The sequence below is a fragment of the Hylemonella sp. P2_B10 genome, assembly GCF_056404875.1.
On sequence record NZ_JBFUDE010000006.1, the window covers coordinates 87,801 to 108,968 of the forward strand.

Below are 21,168 nucleotides of genomic sequence, written 5' to 3' on the forward strand. Positions count from 1 at the left end.
GCCGCCATGAGCACCCAGCCAAAGCCCGCCCCGCAGAAACCCGCCACGAAGAAGGCGGCCGCCAAAAAGCCCGCCGCGCAGCCAGGCACCCTTGCCAAGGTGGGCGCCTCCAACCCCAAGGTGGACGCCTTCATGGCTCGCGCCAAGACATGGCGTGCCGAGTTCGAGGCGCTGCGCGCCATCGCACTGGACTGCGCGCTGACCGAAGAGCTGAAGTGGGGCCAGCCCTGCTACACGCAAGACGACCACAACGTGGTGCTGATGCACGGCTTCAAGGACTATTGCGCGTTGCTGTTCCACAAAGGCGCGCTGCTGAAGGACCCCAAGGGCATCCTGGTGCAGCAGACCGAGAACGTGCAGTCGGCGCGTCAGATCCGCTTCACCAGCGCGGCGCAGATCACCAAGATGCGCGCCACGCTGAAGGCCTACATCCGCGAGGCCATGGCAGTGGACAAGGCCGGCCTGAAGGTGGCCATGAAGGCGACCGAGGAATTCACCATGCCGGTGGAGTTTCAGGTGCAGCTGGACCGCCACTCGGCCCTGCGCTCAGCCTTCAAAGCCTTGACGCCGGGGCGGCAACGCGGCTACCTGCTGCACTTTGCCGGCGCCAAGCAGTCCAAGACGCGCGAGGCGCGGGTGGAAAAGTGCATTCCGCGGATCCTGGACGGCATGGGGCTGGACGACTAGGCGCCATCAAAGGCAGGGACGTCTTACGCGCCGTCAAAGGCGCGTTGCAGCGCCGCGATGTCCAGCTTGGTCATGCCCATCATTGCCTGCGTGGCGCGGTTGACGGCGGCCTTGTCGGGCTGCGTGAAGAGCGCCGGCAGCATGCGCGGCACCACCTGCCACGAAACACCAAACCTGTCGTCCAGCCAGCCGCACTGGTTGGGCTTGCCACCGGCGCTCAACGCGTCCCACATCTGGTCCACCTCGGCCTGCGTGTCGCAGTAGGTGATGAACGAGATGGCGGGTGAGAACTTGAAGTTCGGTCCGCCGTTGAGCCCCACGAACTCGCGCCCGTCCAGCTCAAAGGCAATCGTCATCACCGAGCCGGCCAGGCCCGGCGTGCCCTCGGGGTAACGGGTGGTGGCGGTGATGCGCGAGTTCTTGAAAATGCCGGCATAAAACTGCGCGGCGGCTTCGGCCTGCCCGTTGAACCAGAGGCAGGTGGCGAGGTTGGTGCCCATGCGAACGTCTTTCGTGTGTGTGGTGGTGTGGACCGCCATGGTAGGCACAGCCATGGCGCGACGCAATGCAAAAGCGAGTGGGCCCAAGGTGGTGTGGGCCCACTTGGATTCCGGGTATTGGCACACACCCGGGCCCGCGGCCCGGGGTGACTGGACGCGCCGCCTGCCTTCCCCCACAATGCTGGCCAAAAAGCACAACATAGCCGGCCCAGCCACAACAGGGCCACCAACAGGAGACAAGCAACCATGATCACGGTGGAGCAATTCAACGAGCGCGGCGTCGGCAAACTGCCGGGCCATGTGGGCGTGGTCATCACCTACGCCAGCAAGGCCGAGCTGCGCGCCGAACTGGCGGTGGTGAAGCACACCATGGCGCCCAACGGCTACATGCACGCCGGCAGCGTGATCACGCTGGCCGACAGCTGCTGCGGCTACGGCTGCGTGCTGAACCTGCCCAAGGAGGCGGCCGGCTTCACCACGGTGGAGCTGAAATCCAACCACCTGGGCACGGCGCTGGACGGCCACATCGAATGCGTGGCCAAGCCGGTGCACCTGGGCCGCACCACGCAGGTGTGGGACGCGGTGGTGACGCACCGCGAAACCGGCAAGACGCTGGCGCTGTTTCGCTGCACGCAGATGGTGCTGCATCCGAAAGCCAAATGAGACTTCCCGAATCGCCGCCATGGTTGGCGGGATCAGGCCGCGGCGGCGCTCAGCTCCGCGGCTGTCCCCCGGGCCTGCGGCCCTCCTCCTTGATGCCGCTGCGCTGAACGCCACCACGACCTGATCTTGTCACCCCCTCTGCCCATGACTGCCACCCTCTACTTTTCACGCAATCCCAACCCCCGACTCGCCGTGGCTGTAGCCAGGCATTTGGCCGCACCGGTCAGCCTGCAATGGGCCGCGCCGCTCGCCCCCGACCAGATAGAGGTCTTCCGGCCGCTGAACCCGTCGCTTCGCCTGCCCATCCTGGCCGAAGAAGGTGGTTCGCTGTGGGAAGCCGATGCCATTGCTTGCCGGCTGTCGCAGATGGTCAACTCCGACTTCTGGCGCAGCGGCGCGGAGTTGCCCGACATGATCCGCTGGATCAGCTGGGCGCACTTCAACTTCGTGCGCGCTTGCGACGTCGTGCATTTTGAGCGTGGCACCAAACAGCGTTATCAGCTGGGGCCTATCGACCCGGCGCAGGTGACCCAGGGCCTGGCAGACTTCCAGGAGCGCGCCGCCATTCTTGACGCCCACTTGCGCCAGCGTGACTGGCTGCTGGCCAGTGGACTGAGCTATGCCGATTTCCGCATGGCCACCTTCCTGCCCTTCAACGATGCGGCGCAGTTGCCGCTGGGCGACTACCCGTCGGTGGCGGCATGGCACCAGCGGCTAATGGCGCTGCCAGCTTGGGCAGACCCGTTTGCAGGGTTGGATGCGCCGGAGCTGCCGCCGGTTGCCTCTTGATGGCTCAACGTCTGCTTGGTCCGCAGGATCAGGCCGACGCGGCACTCGGCTCCGCGGCTGTCCTCCGGCCCTTCGGGCCTCCCCCTTGATGCCGCTGCGCCGAATGCCGCATCGACCTGATCTTGCCAGCGTAGTTGGCACACAGTGCCCTCGCTAGGTCCCGGAACCGGGTCTCTTTTTCCCTCTATTGGGAGATTGGGAAGTTGCGTACTGCCATTTAGACTGATTCGAGGCTACAACACGGTGACAACTTTGTCGGACGCCACGGCTTTTCACATACGGCAAAGTTATCCCCTCTTCTGCGGGCCATATCAAAGTTAGGCACAACCAATGGATCAAAGCGACTATCTCACCAGATTGATGCCACATCGCCTTGATGCGCTCAGCATTGCCGAGTTAATGTTGGAGTTCAGGTTACGTTGGGAGGAACCACGACCCATGGAAATTCTCGTTGACGGAAAGCGCCAGTTCAAAGGGCTCACGTCTATGTTCACGAACCCAATTTTTGAGATTGCAATCCTTAACGTTCGCGCACTGATGGAGTTCGTCGGACTAAAAGCCTCGGGGTCGTCTCTCAACCAAATCGACGTTTCCCGACGGAAGAGAGATGACATAGGCATCGAAATGTTTACGTCTAAAGCGGGCCCATTGCCACTTGTGCGCCCGGAAGAAGTTGGGGCTGCACACCCTCACGATCCCGCGCTCGCTCAATTGGCCGTAGCTTCTGCGATAGGGGCAGCCAACAAAGGCTTGGCCCACTTCACCGACCCATACTCGGATAGTCCTGTTGAGGCCAGCCACGTAGTGCTCGCTTGTCAGGTTACCCAACGGGTGATTGAGCGTCATTTCTATATGCCGTTGGGCGCTCAACGTCCGCCACTCCCTGTGGAGGCGGAAAGACCATGACTTCCAACCCTTCGATCGAAAGGACTTCTCACCTTGGCGCCGCAAGGCTAATAGATCTACCCTCCCCTAGCGGCGCAATAGCTATGGCACCCACACGGCTCAGGCGGTTGCCACCAATGCGCGCCAGCCCAGCCACGCCGCCGGCGACGCTGGGGCGTGTGGCGGAGCGGAATCAAGGAGGAGGGCCGCAGGCCCGGGGGACATCCGCGTAGCCACGCGCACCAGCGTCGTCGGCGACCGCAAACCGGCGATCCCTGAAAGCGTCGGCGTCCAAAAAACACGCTTTACACCAGCGATACCCTTCAGCCCTCGCCTCGTTCGTATCACATGATAGTATTTGCGACCTCATTCTCCGGTGGCACTGGTCTCGGCTCAGATGGACAACCTGCGCAATTTCGGTTTCCTGATCAAGGACGTGGCACGCCTGTACACGCGCAATTTCGAGCGCCACTCCACCGGGCTGGAGCTGACGCTGGCGCAGTGCAAGGTGCTGGGCTACCTGCAGCGCAACCAGGGCATTTCGCAAGTGCGGCTGGCCGAGCTGACCGACACCGGCGCCATGACCATGACGCGGCTGGTGACGCGCATGCAGGCCGACGGCCTGATAGAGCGCCGCGCTGACCCCGAGGACGGCCGCGCCCACCGCCTGTACCTGCGCCCGGCCGCGCAGGCCAAGCTGGAAGAAATCTGGCGCGTGTCGGACCGCGCCCGCGGCGAGACGCTGGCCGGCCTGAACGAGGCCGAGCGCGCCCAGCTGATGGGTCTGTTGCAGCGGGTGCACGCCAACCTGGACGCCCTGATGCCCGGCAGCGCCTCGGCCCTCACCCATGAGCCTTAACCCCATGAACCCCGGGCCATTGCACATGCCGCACACTGCATTTTCACCCCCCTGCGCAAGCCGCCCCGGCACGCCACGCAAGGAACCTTCATGCTGGTAGACATCGTCCGCGTCGCGCTGCGCAAGCCCTACAGCTTCATCGTGCTGGCGCTGCTGCTGCTGATCACCGGGCCGCTGGTGGCGCTGCGCACGCCCACCGACATCTTCCCCGAGATCCGCATCCCGGTGATTGCGGTGGCCTGGCAATACACCGGCCTGCCGCCGGACCAGATGGCCGGGCGCATCACCACGCTGTTCGAGCGGGTGCTGACCACCACCGTCAACGACATCGAGCACATCGAGGCCAATTCCTATGCTGGCGTCGGCATCGTCAAGATCTTCTTCCAGCCCGGCGTGAACATCGCGGTGGCGAATGCCCAGGTCAGCGCCATTTCGCAAGTGGTGGTGCGCCAGATGCCGCCAGGCATCACGCCGCCGCTGATCCTGAACTACAACGCCTCCACCGTGCCCATCCTGCAGCTGGCGCTGTCGGGCAAGGGCCTGTCGGAGCAGAACCTGTTTGACCTCGGCGTCAACGAGTTGCGGCCACAACTGGTCACCGTGGCCGGCGCGGCCATCCCCTTCCCCTATGGCGGCAAGCAGCGGCTGGTGCAGATCGACCTCGATTCCAGCGCGCTGCAGGCGCGCAACCTGTCGGCGCAGGACGTGGCCAACGCACTGGCGGCGCAAAACGTCATCGTGCCCATTGGCACGCAAAAGATCGGCAGCCTGGAATACACGCTGCAACTGAACAACTCGCCCTCGGCCATTGCCGACCTGGGCAACCTGCCGATCAAGGTGGTGAACGGCGCCACCGTCTACATCCGCGACGTGGCCAACGTGCACGACGGCAATTCGCCGCAGACCAGCGTGGTGCACGTGGACGGCGGGCGTTCGGTGCTGATGTCGGTGCTGAAGAACGGCGCCACCTCCACGCTGGCCATTGTGGACGGCGTGCGCGCCAAGCTGCAGCAGATCAAGGCCTCGCTGCCGCCCAACCTGACGGTGCAGCCCATCAACGACCAGTCGCTGTTCGTGCGCGCCGCCATCAGCGGCGTGGCGGTGGAAGGGGTAATCGCCGCCGCGCTGACCAGCCTGATGATCCTGCTGTTCCTGGGCAGCTGGCGCTCCACGGTGATCATCGCGGTGTCCATCCCGCTGTCCATCATGGGTTCGCTGATCGGTTTGGCGGCGATTGGCGAGACGCTGAACATCATGACGCTGGGCGGCCTGGCACTGGCCGTGGGCATCCTGGTGGACGACGCCACGGTGACGATAGAAAACATCAACTGGCACCTGGAGCAGGGCAAGGACGTGGAGACCGCCATCATGGACGGCGCGCGCCAGATCGTCACGCCGGCCTTTGTGTCTCTGCTGTGCATCTGCATCGTGTTCGTGCCCATGTTTTTCCTGCAGGGCGTGGCGCGCTTCCTGTTCGTGCCCATGGCCGAGGCGGTGATGTTTGCCATGGTGTGTTCGTTCGTGTTGTCGCGCACGCTGGTGCCCACCATGTCCAAGTACCTGCTCAAACCCCACGCGCCGCACACCGACCTGCATGGCAACGCCGCCACGCTGCCGCCCACGCGCAACCCGCTGATTCGCTTTCAGCGCGGCTTCGAGGCCGGCTTTGCGCGCTTTCGCGATGGCTACCGCGGCCTGCTGGCGCTGGCCCTCGCCCACCGCAAGGTGTTCGTGGTCGGCTTCATGGCGGTGGTGATGGGCTCGTTCGCGCTGGCGCCCTTCCTGGGGCGCAACTTCTTCCCGTCGGTGGACGGTGGCCAGATCCTGATGCACGCCCGCGTGCCAGTGGGCACCCGGGTGGAGGAAACCGCCGCGCGCTTCGCCGCCATCGAAGCGGCCATAGCCAAGGTGATCCCGGCCGAGGAAATCACCACGCTGGTGGACAACATCGGCCTGCCGCCCAGCTCCATCAACCTGACCTACAACAACACCGGCGTCATCGGCGCGCAGGACGGCGACATCCAGATCGCGCTGCGCAAGGACCACCGCCCCACCGCCGACTACGTGCGCGAGCTGCGCGAGGTGCTGCCCCGGCTGTTTCCGGACACCACGTTTTCCTTCCCTCCGGCCGACATCGTCAGCCAGATCCTGAACTTTGGCGCCCCTGCACCGATTGACCTGCAGGTGCGCGGCAACAACCTGCAGGCCAACTTCGAATACGCCACCAAGCTTCTGAAGGCGATCAAACGCATCCCCGGGGTGGCGGACGCGCGCATCCAGCAGTCGATGAAAAACCCGGTGTTTGACGTCAGCATCGACCGCACGCGGGCGCAGGAGCTGGGCATCACCACCCGAGACGTCACCAACAGCCTGGTGGTCAACCTGGCCGGCAGCAGCCAGGTGGCGCCGACCTTCTGGCTGAACCCGGCCAACGGCGTGTCCTACCCCATCGTGATGCAGGTGCCGCAGTACAGCCTGGACTCGATGGCGGCGCTGGCCAACCTGCCGATCAACGGCGCAGGCGCCGCAGCGGCCGGCAACGCCACGCCGCAGGTGTTGGGCGGCCTGGCCGAGTTCTCGCGCCGCACCAGCAACGCGGTGCTGAGCCAGTACGACATCCAGACCATGGTCCAGATCAACGCCACCACACAGGACCGCGACCTGGGCGCGGTGGCGGCCGACATCCGCCAATTGATGGCCGACACCGCTGCGGATGTGCCCAAGGGCTCCAGCGTGGCGCTGATGGGCCAGGTGCGCACCATGGAGAGCGCCTTCTCCGGCCTGCTGTTTGGCCTGCTGGGCGCCATCGTGCTGATCTACTTCCTGATCGTGGTCAATTTCCAGTCCTGGCGCGACCCGCTGGTGATCATCTCCGCGCTGCCGGCGGCGCTGGCCGGCATTGTGTGGATGCTGTTTGCCAGCCGCACCACGCTGTCGGTGCCGGCGCTTACCGGTGCCATCATGTGCATGGGGGTGGCCACCGCCAACAGCGTGCTGGTGATCAGCTTTGCGCGCGAGCGGCTGGAAGAGCTGGGCGACGCCACCGCCGCTGCGCTGGACGCCGGCTTCGTGCGCTTTCGCCCGGTGCTGATGACGGCGCTGGCCATGGTGATCGGCATGCTGCCCATGGCGCTGGGCCTGGGTGAAGGCGGCGAGCAGAACGCGCCGCTGGGCCGAGCCGTCATCGGCGGCCTGATCTTTGCCACCGTGGCCACGCTGATGTTTGTGCCCGTGGTGTTCAGCATGGCGCACGCGCGCCACAAACCCGCGCCCCGCCCCGTTTCCGGAGAGTTGCATGCAGCCTGAGAACCCGACCCCCAACAGCCCCCCCGCCATCTCGCCACGCGCGCTGCGGCTGGGCGGCATCACGCTGGCCGTATTGGCGCTGGCCGTGGTGGTGATCGGCGTGGTGGGCCGCCGCTCCGACGCCGCCGCGTTGAAAGAGCGCGCCGACGCCCAGGCCATCCCCACCGTGGTGCTGATCGCGCCGGGCCGTGCTGGCACCGGCGCCGGCAGCGGCCTGGAGCTGCCCGGCCGCCTGGAGGCGCAGGCGCGCGCGCCCATCTATGCCCGCGTGGCCGGCTACCTGAAGAGCTGGAAGGTGGACATCGGCACGCCGGTGAAGGCCGGCCAGCTGCTGGCCGAAATCGAAACGCCCGACCTGGACCAGCAACTGCTGCAGGCCAGGGCCGACCTGGCCAGCGCGCAGGCCAACGCCTCGCTGGCGACGGCCACCGCCAAGCGCTGGCAGTCGCTGCTGGCCAGCGACTCGGTGTCGCGCCAGGAGGCCGACGAAAAGGCCAACGACGCCGCCACCAAGCAGGCGATGGTGAACGCCGCCCAGGCCAATGTGGACCGCTTTTTGGCGACCAAGAACTTCACCCGCATCGTGGCGCCGTTTGACGGCACGGTGACGGCCCGCACCACCGACGTGGGCGCGCTGATCAACGCCGGGGGCGGCGGCGCCGGGCAGGAGCTGTTCGTGGTGTCGGACACGCGCAAACTGCGCGTGTATGTGAGCCTGCCGCAGAACTATGTGGCGCTGATCAAGCGCGGCGGCAAGGCGCAGCTGAAAGTGCCCGAGCGGCCGGGCCAGGTCTACACCGCCGCAGTGGAATCGATGTCGCAGGCGGTGGCCAGCGGCTCTGGCAGCATGCTGATCCAGCTGTCGGTGGACAACAGCAAGGGCGAGCTGCTGCCGGGCAGCTTTGCCAGCGTGAAGCTGGACCTGCCGGTGAACGAGCAGACGCTGAGCATTCCGCCCAGCGCGTTGATTTTTGACAAATCGGGCCTGCGCGTGGCCACGGTGGACGGCGCCAACAAGGTCAAGCTGAAACCCGTGACCATTCTGCGCGACTTCGGCAAGACGATCGAGCTGGCCTCGGGCCTGTCGGCCGACGACAAGGTGATCGAGAGCCCGCCCGACGGTGTGGTGGATGGCGACGAGGTGCGCATCGCCCAGGCCGCCGCGCCCAAGGCCGTCGCCAAGTGATGCCCGGGCCGCACGTGAAGCCGCACCACCGCATGCCCCGCCCGGCCCTGCCGCTGTGTGCGCTGCTGGCCAGCCTGGTGCTTGCCGCCTGCTCGCAGGCCCCGGTGCTGAAAGTGCCCGAGGTGCCGGCCGGTGCCGCCTTCAAGGAGGCCGCGCCGTGGACGCCGGCCCAACCCGCCGACGCGCTGCCACGCGAAGCCTGGTGGACGCTGTTTGGCGACGAGCAGCTCAACGCGCTGCAAAAGCAGTTGCTGGCCAACAGCCCCGACCTGGCCGCCGCGCTGGCGCGTTACCAGCAGTCGCGCGCCAGCGCCGACCAGCTGCGCGCCGCGCAGTTCCCCACGCTGGGGGCCAACGCCAACCTGCAGCGCAACCAGCAGTCGCAGATGCGGCCGCTGCGCGTGCTGGGGCCGACCTCGCCCGACCAGTATGGCGCCTACACGCTGGGGCTGGACTTCCAGTACGAATTCGACCTCTGGGGCCGCGTCAGCAGCCAGGTGGCCAGCGGCGACGCCAGCCAGCAGGCCGCCCAGGCCGACCTGGAATCGGCCCGCCTGAGCCTGCAGGCCCAGCTGGCCGACAGCTACATTGCGCTGCGCGGGCTGGACCGCGAAGGCGCGCTCTTGCGTGACACGGTGGCGGCCTACACCCGCGCACTCGAATTGACGCAGTCGCGCCACAGCGGCGGCATCGCCTCGGGGCTGGACGTGGCGCGGGCGCAGACACAGCTGGAGTCGTCCCGCTCGCAAGCCGCGCAGAACCTGGCGCAGCGCGCGGTGCTGGAGCATGCCATCGCGGCGCTGGTGGGCGAGTCGGCCTCCAGCTTCAGCCTGGCGCCGCAGACCGGGGAGATCACGCTGCCCAAGATCCCCATCGGCGTGCCCTCCACGCTGCTGCAGCGCCGACCCGACATCGCCGCCGCCCAGCGGCGCATGGTGGCCGCCAATGCCAGCGTGGGCGTGGCCAAGGCGGCCTTTTTCCCGACCGTGAACCTGAGCGCGCAGGCCGGTTACCAGACCAGCGACATCAACCAGTTCGTGCGCTCGCCCAACCTGTTCTGGGCCATAGGTCCGACGCTGTTCGTGTCGCTGTTCGACGGCGGCCGGCGCCAGGCCGAGGTGGAGCGCGTGCAGGCGGTGCTGGAAGAGAACGCCGCGCGCTACCGCGGCACCGTGCTGGGCGCCTTCCAGCAGGTAGAGGACAACCTGGCGCTGCTGAACCACTACCATGGTGCCGCCCAGTCCGAGCGCGCCGCCGTGGCCGCCGCCCAGCGCGCGCTGGACCTGGCCACCGGCCGCTACCGCGAAGGCGTGGTGAACTACCTGGAAGTGGTCACCGCCCAGGCCGCTGCGCTGCAGGCGCAACGCAATGCGCTGGACCTGGGCAACCGCCAGCGCCGCGCCAGCGTGCAGCTGGTAAAGGCGCTGGGCGGCGGGTGGGCTGCGGCCCCCTACAACGCGCCCTAGGGCGTACGGTCAGGCGCCGCCCTCGTCCTTTTCCTCCTCAGGCACGGGCGGGCCCTTGTCCTGCGCGACCAGCGGCGTGATGCGCACGCGGGTCTTGGTGACCAGGCCCGAGGGCGCCACCAACACCACGAATTCGCCCTTGGGCGGCAGATCGGGCCGCTCGGCATTCAGGCGGTAGACCCAGACCTCGTAGCCGGTGTCAAAGCGCACCACCGTGGTGGGGCCCAGCGTAGCCAGCAGCTCTTCGCGGGTGCTGGCGCCCGGCCGCACCTGGGCCATTGCCGGCTCGGACTTGACCGGCGTGCGCGCGCCGGCCTGATTGGCCAGCTTGCGCGCCACCGATGTGGCGGCGCAACCGCCCAGAGCCACGCAGACGGCCAGGCCCAGCAACAACGAGGCGATGCGGGCGTTCATGCGCCGTCCTCCATCCAGTCGAACTCGATCAGCGTGTCGTCCGGCCAACTGCGGTCGCCCAGCGGCACGGCATAGGTGCGGTCCAGCAGCGACTGGGCGTCGGAGCGGCTCAGCTCGCTGGCCGAGACCTTCTGCACCGACTGCGCCATGTACAGGTAATTCACCGGCACCACCCAGCGGCGGCTGCCATGGACCATGGTGACGCCAAACACCGGCTTGTCGGCAAACAGCAGGTAGCGCGACGGCTGGCTGCGGCAGATGCCCTCGGGCCCGGACATCAGCCGCACCAGCGGGCCCAGCAGCGGCAGGTTCTCGGACAGCAGGTTGGCTTCAACCCCCACCTCGCATTCCAGCCGCAGGTCGCCCAGGCGGCGCACGTTGGCCGGCAAGCCGGGGGTGCGGATGTCGGTGCGCCAGGTCATGCTGCGGGTCTTGCGGTTGGGAATGACCTGGGCGTCTTCGTCCATGGCGCGCTTGTCGCGCGGCAGTGTGAAAGTGTAGTCGGCGGCAATGGGTATGTTCAGCGCCATGGTGTCGCCCACCACCTTCAGCACAATGCCGTCCAGCGGCGTGCCGGGCTGGCGCGGCAGCAGCTTGTAGCGCAGCGTGGCCTGCGGCGCCATGGCGTGTAGGCGCTCGAACACGTCCATGCCCTGCACCATCTTGCGATAAGACTTCTCCACCGGGTCGCGCGTGGCCTTGACCGTGACCTGGGGCAGCGAGGGTTCCGCAGCAGGCGCCTGGGCCCAGGCGCCGCCGCTCGCGGCCATCAGGCCCACGGCGGCGGCGAACAGCCAACCACGGTGGCCCAGGAAGACGGCGGGGTGTGACAACATGCCGCCACTATGCCGCAACCACCACCCTTCCGTCCGTTCGATGCAACACGTTCCGCGCCATGAGCTTGTCGGTACTGCGTGGCGCTCCCGCCATCTGCCTCCCAGCAGGGTTTGAAGGCAGGTGGCATCCGAATTGCTCCCTGAGGAGGGTCACCATGCTCGCATGGCCACCCACATGGCCGCCAGGCAACCCCAGGCGACCTACAGCTCACCAAAAATGGGAATAAAACGACCACACCGCACTGCGACAGTGCCCTTTTCGCACCAAGCCAGCCCATATTGAATAACAGGGCAAACCACTAGCCATTTATCTTGTCGCCGGCTCGGGGATTGCGCTACATTTCAATCACTTTACATTCCGCCCACACCGTTGGAAGGCTACCCCATGGAAGAAGAACGCAAGCTGCGCGCCCTGATTGAACGCGTACGTACCGGCCGGTTGCCGCGCCGGGGTTTCATACAGCGCATGGCCGCCCTGGGCCTGTCGGCTCCGCTGGCCTCGCAACTGCTGATGAGCGCTGGCGTGGCCAATGCGCAGATGAACGTGGCGCCCTACAAGCCCACCAAGCGCGGCGGCGGCGGTCTGCTGAAGGTGCTGTGGTGGCAGGGCACGACGTTGCTGCAGCCGCACTTTGCCAACGGCACCAAGGACCAGGAAGGCTCGCGCATCTTCTACGAATCGCTGGCCGTGTGGGACAACGACGGCAACCTGCTGCCCATCCTGGCCGCTGAAATCCCCAGCATCGCCAATGGCGGCCTGTCCAAGGACGGCAAGACGGTGACCTGGAAGCTGAAAAAAGGCGTCACCTGGCACGACGGCAAGCCCTTCACCGCCGACGACGTGGTGTTCACCTGGGAATACGCCAAGGACCCGGCCACGGCGGCCGTGACCAGTGGCGTGTACAAGGACATCACGGTGACGAAGGTCGATTCGCACACCGTGAAAATCACCTTCTCCAAGCCCACGCCGTTCTGGGCGGCAGCCTTCGTGGCGGCCGAGGGCATGATCATCCCCAAGCACCTGTTCGGGCCCTATATCGGCGCCAAGTCGCGCGAGGCACCCAACAACCTGAAGCCCGTGGGCACCGGCCCCTACAAGTTTGTGGATTTCAAGCCCGGCGATATCGTGCGCGGCGAGATCAACACCAGCTACCACATGCCCAACAAGCCGTATTTCGACGCCATCGAGATGAAGGGCGGCGGTGACGCCACCTCGGCCGCGCGCGCGGTGCTGCAGACCGGCGAGTTTGACTACGCCTGGAACCTGCAGGTGGAAGACGAAGTGCTGCTGCGCATGGAAGCCGGCGGCAAGGGCAAGGCCCACGTGATTCCCAGCGGCGACATCGAGTTCATCCAGTTGAACCCCACCGACCCGGCCAACGAGGTCGACGGCGAGCGCGGCAGCATCAAGTCCAAGCACTTCGCCTTCACCGACCCGCAGGTGCGCCAAGCCATGGCGCTGCTGGCGGACCGCGCCGGCATACAGCAGTACATCTATGGCCGCACCGGCTTTGCCACCAGCAACTTCCTGAACAACCCGCCCAAGCTGAAGTCGCCCAACACCAAGTACGAGTTCAACGTGGACAAGGCCAACCAGATCCTGGACGCGGCGGGCTGGAAAAAGGGCGGCGACGGCATACGCGAAAAAGACGGCAAGAAGATGAAGTTCTTGTTCCAGACGTCCATCAACCCGACGCGCCAGAAGGAGCAGGCCATCATCAAGCAGGCCTGTCAGAAAGCCGGCATCGACCTGGAACTGAAATCCGTGGTGGGTTCGGTGTTCTTCTCCTCCGACGTTGCCAACCCGGACACCTACGGCAAATTCTGGGCCGACATGCAGATGTACACCACCACCATGACCCAGCCCGATGGCGAGCGCTTCATGGACCAGTATGTGTCCTGGGAGATTTCCAGCAAGGCCAACAAGTGGCAGGGCCGCAACATCAACCGTTGGAAGAACGACGAATACGACGCCACCTTCCGCGCCGGCCAAGTGGAACTGGACCCGGTCAAGCGCGCCGCGCTGTACATCAAGATGAACGACCTGGTCATCAAGGACGGCTACTGTGTGCCGCTGATCAGCCGCCCGCGCGTGCGCGGCGTGTCGCTGAAGTTGACGGCGCAATTGTCCGGCTGGGATTTGGACTTTTCTGCGCTGCACAACTGGTACCGAGACGCTTAAAGCGTGGGTCCCTACCTACTGCGTCGCCTGCTGATCGCGCTGCCCAGCCTGCTGGGCATCAGCGCGGTGCTGTTCACCGTGCTGGCGCTGGCACCGGGCGACCCGTTCTCCGAGCTGGTGCAAAACCCCAACGTGCCGCCCGAGGTGCGCGCCAACCTGCGCGCGCAGTTCGGCCTGGACGACCCGGTGTGGCAGCGTTATGTGCGCTGGCTGCTGGCCATGCTGCAAGGCAACTGGGGCTTTTCCTTCATCAGCCGGGTGGATGTCGACACACTGATCTGGCAGCGCGTGCCGGTGACGCTGGCCGTCATCGGCGCCTCGCAGCTGCTGGCGATCGCCATTGCGCTGCCGGTGGGCATCTATTCGGCGGTGCGCCCCTACTCCTGGTTTGACCGCATCGCCAGCTCGTTGGCTTTCGTGGGCTTTTCGCTGCCCACCTTCTTCACCGGCATCCTGCTGATCCTGCTGTTTTCCATCAAGCTGGACTGGCTGCCCTTCGTCTACCGCGCCGACATCGCCGCCACCGGCTGGGCCTGGTGGGGCGAGCAGCTGCGCCAGTCCATCATGCCGGTGATGGTGCTGGGCCTGTTCCAGGGCGCCAGCTGGACGCGCTATGTGCGCTCGTCCATGCTGGACGTGGTGCGGCTGGACCACGTGACCACGGCGCGCAGCAAGGGCCTGTCCGAGCGCGTGGTGATCATGAAACACATCGTGCGCAACGCGCTGATCCCGGTGGTGACGCTGGTGGCGCTGACCATGCCGCAGGTGTTCGGCGGCGCCATCGTCACCGAGCAGATCTTCCGCATCCCCGGCATTGGCTCGCTGCTGATCGACGCCATTTTGCGCAATGACACGCCGGTCATCATGGCGGTGACCTTCGTGTTCGCCTGCCTGGTGGTCCTGTTCAACCTGATTGCTGATTTGCTGTATGGCTGGCTCGACCCCCGCATCTCCCTCCGCTAGCGCGCCGCTGGCTGCTGAGGCCAAACGCCGCAGCGTGACGCCAGCCGCCGAGGCATGGCGCCGCTTCAGGCGCCACAAGCTTGCCTTCACCAGCCTGGTGGTGCTGCTGCTGCTGATGGCGGCCGTGATTTTTGGCCCCTGGGTGTGGAAGCTGGCCATCAACGACATTGATTTCACCGCCCGCCTGAAGGGCCCGTCGCTGGCGCACCCGCTGGGCACCGACGACCTGGGCCAAGACCTGCTGGCACGCATGCTGTATGGCGGGCGCATCTCGCTGGCGGTGGGCCTGGCGGCCATGGCCATGGCCATCACGGTGGGCGTGACGCTGGGCGCCATTGCCGGCATCTCGCGCGGCTGGGTGGACAGCGCGTTGATGTGGCTGACCGACCTGTTCCTGTCGCTGCCGCAACTGCCGCTGCTGCTGCTGCTGATCTACCTGTTTCGCGACGCGCTGAAGGCCAGCTTCGGCCCCGAGGTGGGCGTGTTCATCATGATCGTGCTGGTGGTGGGCGGTTTCCGCTGGATGCCGGTGGCGCGCCTGGTGCGCGCCCAGTTCTTCAGCTTGCGCGAGAAGGAATTTGTGGAAGCCGCACGCGCCCTGGGCGCCAGCACGCCACGCCAGGTGCTGCGTCACATCTTGCCCAACGCCTTGGGGCCGGTGATCGTGGCCGGCACCATCGACGTGGCAGCGGCGATCATCGCCGAGTCCACGCTGTCCTTCCTGGGCCTGGGCTTTCCGCCCGACATCCCGACCTGGGGCCGCATCTTGTTCGACAGCAAGGACTACTTGGACATTGCCGCCCACTGGGCGCTGTTCCCCGGCCTGGCGATCTTCCTCACGGTGCTGAGCATCAACTTCATAGGCGATGGCCTGCGCGATGCGTTGGACCCGCGCCGGGTCATGTAACGAAATGGCACTGTTAGAGATTCAGGGTCTGAAGACCCACTTCAAGACCGACGACGGCTGGCTGCATGCGGTGGACGGCGTGGACATCAGCGTCGACAAGGGCGAAACGGTCTGCGTGGTCGGCGAGTCGGGCTGCGGCAAGTCGGTCACCGCGATGTCGGTGATGCGGCTGATCGCCCGCCCGCCGGGCCACTTTGCCGGTGGCCAGATCCTGTGGAAGGGCCGCGACCTGCTGCAGGCCAGCGAGGACGAGATGCGCGCGCTGCGCATGAAGGAAATCGCCATCGTGTTCCAGGAACCGATGACCTCGCTGAACCCGGTGTACACGGTGGGCGAGCAGATCGGCGAAGCGCTGCGCCTGCACGAGGGCTTGAGCAAGAAGGAGTCGCTGGCGCGCGCGGTGCAGATGCTGCGCCGGGTCAACATCCCCACACCCGAGCGGCGCGTCAACGACTACCCGCACCAGTTTTCCGGCGGCATGCGCCAGCGGGTGATGATCGCCATGGCGCTGTCCTGCGGGCCGCAACTGCTGATTGCGGACGAGCCCACCACCGCGCTGGACGTGACCATCCAGGCGCAGATACTGGACCTGCTGCAGCAGCTGAAGGAAGAGTTCGGCATGGCCATCATGCTGATCACCCACGCCATGGGCGTGGTGGCCGAGGTGGCGCAGCGCGTGGTGGTGATGTATGCCGGCAAGGTGGTGGAGCAGGCCCCGGTGGCCGAGCTGTTCGCCCGCCCGCGCCACCCGTACACCCAGGGGCTGATTCGCTCCATCCCGCGCATAGACACCGCCGCCACGCACAAGGTGCGGCTGGAGACCATTGCCGGCAGCGTGCCCAAGCTGATAGCGCCGGGCGAGGGCTGCCGCTTTGCCCAGCGCTGCAAGCACGTGCAGCCGGCCTGCACCACCGCCACCCCGCCGCTGCGCGAGGTGAGCCCCGGCCACCAGGTGGCCTGCATCTTTGATATTGAGCCATGAGCGCCGTGTTGCAAGAATCCCCGGCGCCTGTGGCGACCAAGACACCGCTGCTGAAAGTGGAGCGGCTGGTCAAGCATTTCCCTTTGCGTGGCGGCGTGATGCGCCGCGTGGTGGGTCAGGTGCACGCGGTGGACGGCGTCAGCTTCGAGCTGCAGGCCGGCGAGACGCTGGGCGTGGTGGGCGAATCAGGCTGCGGCAAGAGCACCACCGGGCGCTGCATCCTGCGGCTGATCGAGCCCACCTCTGGCCGTGTCTGGTTCGAGGGCCATGACGTGACGGCCATGGACGCCAAGGCCTTGCGCAGCATGGCGCGGCACATGCAGATCATCTTCCAGGACCCGTTTGCGTCGCTGAACCCGCGCATGACGGTGGGTTCCATCATTGGCGAAGCGCTGACCATCCACAAGCTGACCCCCACCCGCAGCGCCTACAACGACCGCATCGTGGAACTGCTGGAGACGGTGGGCCTGCACGCCGACCACATGCGGCGCTACCCGCACGAGTTCTCTGGCGGCCAGCGCCAGCGCGTGGGCATTGCCCGGGCGCTGGCGGTCAACCCCAAGCTGATCGTCTGTGACGAGGCGGTGTCGGCGCTGGACGTGTCCATCCAGGCGCAAGTGATCAACCTGCTGGAAGACCTGCAGGCCAAGCTGGGCCTGACCTACATCTTCATCGCCCACGACCTGAGCGTGGTCGAGCACATCAGCACCCGGGTGGCGGTGATGTACCTGGGCCGCATCGTCGAGCTGGCTTCCGCCAATGCGCTGTACACGCGCCCGCTGCACCCCTACACCGAGGCGCTGTTGTCGGCCGTGCCCATACCGGACCCACAGGTGAAGCGCAAGCGCATCATCCTGCAGGGCGACGTGCCCAGCCCCATCAACCCGCCCACGGGCTGCCACTTCCACACCCGCTGCCCGATCGCGCAAAAGGGCCTGTGCGACGTGCAGTCGCCCGAGCTGAAGCAGACCACCGAGGGCCACTGGGTGGCCTGCCATCTGCGAAGCTGACGCGGCACAGCAAAATCCACCGGCTACAGCAGCCGGTCGGGAATGAAGGGCGACAGCAGGAAGATCTGCAAGCGCGTCAGCAGGTCAACCTCGGGGTCGTCCTTGTGCACCCGCTCCACGCCATCGTCGCGCGTCACCCATTCAATGCCCTGCCCGCCGGCCTCCAGCCGCAACTGGTAGCTGCCCACCTCGCGCACGCGCTTGGCCACCTGGCTGACGATGCTGGCCAGCTCGGGCGACTCCACCCACAGGCCCAGCTCGGTGTTTTCGCGCGAAGAGCGCGCGTCCAGGTTCATGGAGCCGACAAACACCGCGCGGCCATCCATCACCGCCAGCTTGGCGTGCGAGCGGCCCTGCGAGCTGCCCAGCGCCTTGGCGATCAGCGGGTCTTTCTTCAGCTCGCCGGAGCTGACCTCGTACAGCTCCACCCCCATGCGCAACAGCGCCAACCGGTAACGGGCGTAGGCGGCGCCGACAAAGGGTTCGTCGCCGCTGCCCAGCGCATTGGTCATCACCGTGAGGTGCTGGCCGTTGGCAATGCCGCGGCGCAGCGCGTCCAGGCCGATCTCGCCGGGCACGAAATACGGCGTGATCAGCAACACCTCGCCGCGCACCCTCGCCAGCGCGCGGATGAAGCGCATGGTCACCGTGCTCGGGTCGCGCCCGCCCTCGGCGCGGCCGTCCACCTTGTCGGGGCTGTCGGCCCACACCGTGACCTTGGCGGGCAACAGGCGCAAGGGGGCATGGGCCAGGTCCACGCTCAGCGGGCGGTAGCCCACCACGTCGCGGGAAGCAGCGGTGAGGGTGCCGGTGGTGAATGGGGGCCTGTCAGGCGCCGGTGTGGTCTCGCGTTCGAACTGCGCGCGCAGCTGCTCGGGCTGGCGCGCGCCCAAGGCCAGCGCCTGCACCGGGTAGGCGTAGGGGCTGTTCCAGTAGTCGTCGAAGATGGTGGCCATCTGGGCCACCGGCTCGCCGGCCAGCAGCAGGTCAAAGTCGATGAAGTTGCCCTGCGGGTTGTGGAAGAAGTACTCGTCGGCCATGTTGCGCCCGCCGGCCACGGCGAAGGCACCGTCGGCGATGAACATCTTGTTGTGCATGCGGTGGTTGATGCGCGCGAAATCAAACAACGACAACATCAGCCGCGTGGCCAGGTAACCGCGCCCGGCAGCAAACGGGTTGAACAGCCGCACCTCGGTGTTGGGGTGGGCGGCCAGCGCCAGCAGCAGGTGGTCGGTGCTGGCGGTGTACAGGTCGTCCACCAGCAGGCGCACCCGCACGCCGCGCTGGGCGGCGTCGCGCAACGCGCGCAGCAAAGCCTTGCCGGTGCCGTCGTTTTGCAGCAGGTAGTACTGCACGTCCAGGCTGGCGCTGGCGCGGTGCACCAGTGACAGCCGCGCGTCCATCGCAAAGTCGCTTTGCACCAGCGGGCGCACGCCGGCACTGGCCTGCGGCGGCAGGCTGAGCTGCGCCATGCGGCCCAGCTCGGTCCGCGCCGACAGCGGCAACGCCTGGCTTGCCGGCTTGGCCACCGGCGCCAGAGAGGCGCAGCCCTGCAGCAAGGCCACCACCAAAGACAACAGCAAGCTAAAGTGGCGCATCATGGGATCAGCTTGAGCGGGCCGGCCCTGCCTTTGCACATGGCAGGCTCACCAGGTCGCCCCATAGTGCCGCACCAGCCCTCGCCACAGCGCATCGGCCTCGCGCCCCAGGCTGGTCTGGCCGGCCTTGGCCGTGGCGTTGGCGGCGGTCTGCACCATCACCAGCTTCAGCTGCGGGTCGACCAGGATCATCTGGCCGTACACGCCCAGCAGCGCAAAGCGGCGCTGCGTGCCCGGATACAGCCAGAACTTGTAGCCATAGCCAAAGTACGGCGTGGCGGTGCCGGGGCGAAACGGCGGCGCCACGCGACGGGCGTCGGTGGCGTCCAGCAGGTAGTCGCGGTTGATCAGCGGGCGTCGCTCGGGGTCGTCCGTGCGCACGCCGTCGTTGGCCAGCAGCACCCCCAGGCGCGCATAGTCGCGCAGCGTGGCGTTGAAGTAGCCGGCGGCCAGCTCCAACCCGGTGCGATCGGTGCGCCACAGCGCCGAGGTCTCGGCCCCCATGGCCTGCCACAGGCGCGGCGCCAGGTAGTCGCTGACGGAAACACCCGTGGCGCCGCGCAGCACCGCGCCCAGCACGTGGGTTTCGGCGCTGGCGTAGTTGAAGCGCGTGCCTTGCGGCGCTTCGCGCTCGGTGATGACGCGCGCCGCCGCTTCGATGCCACTGCGAGCGGAAGCCTGCGAGAAGCGCGCCGAGTCATCATGCCCGCTGTAGTCTTCGACAAAGCGTGCACCCGAGGCCATGCGCAGCAGGTTGCGCACACTGGTTTCGCCGTACAGCGTGCCGCGCAAGGCAGGCGCGTATTGCTCGGCCAGGTCGTCCAGCGCGCGCAGGCGGCCTTCCTGCAAGGCCATGCCCACCGCCAGCGCGGTGATGGATTTGGCCACGGACTGCGACACAAAGCGGTCCTGGGCGGTGCGGCCGTACTGGTAGCGCTCCAGCTGCACCACGCCATCCTTGACCACGATCAGGCCCATGATGCGCTGGCGCGCCAGGTAGTCGTCCACCGTCAGCTCGCGCTCGGCGCCCACGCTCCAGCGGTAGGCGGGCTCTTGCGGTGCGCGCGGCAATGGCAGGGGTTGGCTGCTGGGCGGCAGTTCATGCACCTGGCCGTTTTGCACGCCAGGGATCTCGGCCAGGTGGGTGAACGAGCCCACGCGCACGCTGGGGTCTGTGAACCAGGTGCTGGCCGTGCCCACCGGGTAGCCGCGCGACTTGCCCAGCAACTCTTCATCCGGCGCGGCCAGCGCGGCGGTGCAGGCCCATGCCAGCGCGCAGGCGGCTGCGTACGCCAATGGGCGGGTGGCAAAAAAGTGCCGTGAGCCAAGGTGTTGCCGGATCATCAAACACAGCTTAGCACCGGCGCCGGCTCGATACACTGTGCGCGATGACTTTACGCGCACCGCGCACCCACTGCACCAACCGGAGGTTCACCACCATGCCCCATACCCGCAACCTGCTCGCCCTTCCCCTGTGCCTGGCCCTGCTGGGCAGCGCCCGCGCCGAGACCGTGGGCTCGGTGGACACCGCCTTCCAGTGGCTGGGCCCCGACCACAAGGTGGTGGTGGAGGTGTTTGACGACCCCAAGGTGGGCGGCGTGGCCTGCTACCTGTCGCGCGCCAAGACCGGCGGCTTCAAGGGCGCTATCGGCCTGGCCGAGGACAAGGCGGACTCGTCCGTGGCCTGCCGCCAGGTGGGCGAGATACGCTTCAGCGTCCCGCTGCCGAAGCAGGAAGAGGTGTTTTCCGAGCGCGCCTCGCTGCTGTTCAAGCATGTGCGGGTGGTGCGCATGGTGGACCCCAAGCGCAACGCGCTGGTGTACCTGGTGTATTCGGACCGGCTGGTGGACGGCAGCCCCAAGAACAGCGTGACGGCGGTGCCCGTGGCTGCGGGCCAGGCCATCCCGTTGAAGTGACGCCGCCACACAGTATGAT

Annotated in this window: 19 protein-coding genes; 14 read left to right on the forward strand and 5 right to left on the reverse strand. The window is 66.7% G+C overall.

What is annotated here, in order from left to right:
* The first annotated feature begins 6 nt into the window (after window positions 1–6).
* A complete protein-coding gene (locus tag AC1DX2_RS23240) occupies window positions 7–687 on the forward strand; it encodes a YdeI/OmpD-associated family protein (protein ID WP_477198803.1) in 681 nt (226 codons plus the stop codon).
* Window positions 688–710: 23 nt separating this feature from the next.
* Here the strand turns inward: AC1DX2_RS23240 and AC1DX2_RS23245 are convergent, their stop codons facing one another.
* Window positions 711–1,187, reverse strand: a complete 477-nt coding sequence (locus AC1DX2_RS23245; protein WP_477198804.1) for a VOC family protein — start codon at window positions 1,185–1,187, stop codon at window positions 711–713.
* Window positions 1,188–1,433: 246 nt separating this feature from the next.
* Between AC1DX2_RS23245 and AC1DX2_RS23250 the strand changes: the two genes are divergently transcribed.
* From AC1DX2_RS23250 to AC1DX2_RS23280, 7 genes are all read left to right on the forward strand, one after another.
* Window positions 1,434–1,850: a PaaI family thioesterase gene (locus tag AC1DX2_RS23250; protein WP_477198805.1), complete on the forward strand. Its 417-nt coding sequence runs from the start codon at window positions 1,434–1,436 to the stop codon at window positions 1,848–1,850.
* A gap of 144 nt (window positions 1,851–1,994) precedes the next feature.
* Complete coding sequence (locus AC1DX2_RS23255) at window positions 1,995–2,639, forward strand: glutathione S-transferase family protein (protein WP_477198806.1); 645 nt, start codon at window positions 1,995–1,997, stop codon at window positions 2,637–2,639.
* 330 nt (window positions 2,640–2,969) lie between these two features.
* Window positions 2,970–3,545: a hypothetical protein gene (locus AC1DX2_RS23260; RefSeq protein ID WP_477198807.1), complete on the forward strand. Its 576-nt coding sequence runs from the start codon at window positions 2,970–2,972 to the stop codon at window positions 3,543–3,545.
* Window positions 3,546–3,882: 337 nt separating this feature from the next.
* Entirely contained in the window at window positions 3,883–4,383 is a 501-nt protein-coding gene (locus AC1DX2_RS23265; RefSeq protein WP_477198808.1) for a MarR family winged helix-turn-helix transcriptional regulator, read from the forward strand.
* A 90-nt stretch (window positions 4,384–4,473) separates the two neighbouring features.
* Window positions 4,474–7,689: an efflux RND transporter permease subunit gene (locus tag AC1DX2_RS23270; RefSeq protein WP_477198809.1), complete on the forward strand. Its 3,216-nt coding sequence runs from the start codon at window positions 4,474–4,476 to the stop codon at window positions 7,687–7,689.
* On the forward strand, window positions 7,679–8,875 hold the full coding sequence (locus tag AC1DX2_RS23275) for an efflux RND transporter periplasmic adaptor subunit (RefSeq protein WP_477198810.1): 1,197 nt from the start codon (window positions 7,679–7,681) through the stop codon (window positions 8,873–8,875). The genes AC1DX2_RS23270 and AC1DX2_RS23275 overlap by 11 nt, the downstream gene beginning before the upstream one ends.
* A gap of 32 nt (window positions 8,876–8,907) precedes the next feature.
* A complete protein-coding gene (locus tag AC1DX2_RS23280; protein WP_477198811.1) occupies window positions 8,908–10,341 on the forward strand; it encodes an efflux transporter outer membrane subunit in 1,434 nt (477 codons plus the stop codon).
* Window positions 10,342–10,350: 9 nt separating this feature from the next.
* Here the strand turns inward: AC1DX2_RS23280 and AC1DX2_RS23285 are convergent, their stop codons facing one another.
* Entirely contained in the window at window positions 10,351–10,755 is a 405-nt protein-coding gene (locus AC1DX2_RS23285) for a hypothetical protein (RefSeq protein ID WP_477198812.1), read from the reverse strand.
* The gene (locus AC1DX2_RS23290; protein ID WP_477198813.1) at window positions 10,752–11,591 is read right to left on the reverse strand and encodes a hypothetical protein; all 840 of its coding nucleotides are present in this window, start codon (window positions 11,589–11,591) and stop codon (window positions 10,752–10,754) included. Before AC1DX2_RS23290 ends, AC1DX2_RS23285 begins: the two co-directional genes overlap by 4 nt.
* A 385-nt stretch (window positions 11,592–11,976) precedes the next feature.
* On the opposite strand from AC1DX2_RS23290, the gene AC1DX2_RS23295 reads away from it, so the two are divergent.
* Genes AC1DX2_RS23295 through AC1DX2_RS23315 form a run of 5 tightly spaced genes read left to right on the forward strand, consistent with a single transcriptional unit; the run spans window position 11,977 to window position 17,635 of the window.
* A complete protein-coding gene (locus tag AC1DX2_RS23295) occupies window positions 11,977–13,773 on the forward strand; it encodes a peptide ABC transporter substrate-binding protein (RefSeq protein ID WP_477198814.1) in 1,797 nt (598 codons plus the stop codon).
* A 3-nt stretch (window positions 13,774–13,776) separates the two neighbouring features.
* Window positions 13,777–14,736, forward strand: coding sequence for an ABC transporter permease (locus AC1DX2_RS23300; RefSeq protein ID WP_477198815.1), 960 nt, complete (start codon window positions 13,777–13,779; stop codon window positions 14,734–14,736).
* Window positions 14,702–15,643, forward strand: coding sequence for an ABC transporter permease (locus AC1DX2_RS23305; protein ID WP_477198816.1), 942 nt, complete (start codon window positions 14,702–14,704; stop codon window positions 15,641–15,643). The genes AC1DX2_RS23300 and AC1DX2_RS23305 overlap by 35 nt, the downstream gene beginning before the upstream one ends.
* 4 nt (window positions 15,644–15,647) lie before the next feature.
* Window positions 15,648–16,625 (forward strand): ABC transporter ATP-binding protein, encoded by a 978-nt coding sequence (locus tag AC1DX2_RS23310; protein WP_477198817.1) that lies wholly within the window; start codon window positions 15,648–15,650, stop codon window positions 16,623–16,625.
* Window positions 16,622–17,635: an ABC transporter ATP-binding protein gene (locus AC1DX2_RS23315; RefSeq protein ID WP_477198818.1), complete on the forward strand. Its 1,014-nt coding sequence runs from the start codon at window positions 16,622–16,624 to the stop codon at window positions 17,633–17,635. Before AC1DX2_RS23310 ends, AC1DX2_RS23315 begins: the two co-directional genes overlap by 4 nt.
* Window positions 17,636–17,658: 23 nt before the next feature.
* Here AC1DX2_RS23315 and AC1DX2_RS23320 read toward each other — a convergent pair whose 3' ends face one another.
* The gene (locus AC1DX2_RS23320) at window positions 17,659–19,236 is read right to left on the reverse strand and encodes a phospholipase D family protein (protein ID WP_477198819.1); all 1,578 of its coding nucleotides are present in this window, start codon (window positions 19,234–19,236) and stop codon (window positions 17,659–17,661) included.
* 45 nt (window positions 19,237–19,281) lie between these two features.
* A complete protein-coding gene (locus tag AC1DX2_RS23325; protein ID WP_477198820.1) occupies window positions 19,282–20,529 on the reverse strand; it encodes a serine hydrolase domain-containing protein in 1,248 nt (415 codons plus the stop codon).
* 143 nt (window positions 20,530–20,672) lie between these two features.
* Between AC1DX2_RS23325 and AC1DX2_RS23330 the strand changes: the two genes are divergently transcribed.
* The gene (locus tag AC1DX2_RS23330; protein WP_477198821.1) at window positions 20,673–21,149 is read left to right on the forward strand and encodes a CreA family protein; all 477 of its coding nucleotides are present in this window, start codon (window positions 20,673–20,675) and stop codon (window positions 21,147–21,149) included.
* The last annotated feature ends 19 nt before the right edge of the window (window positions 21,150–21,168 follow it).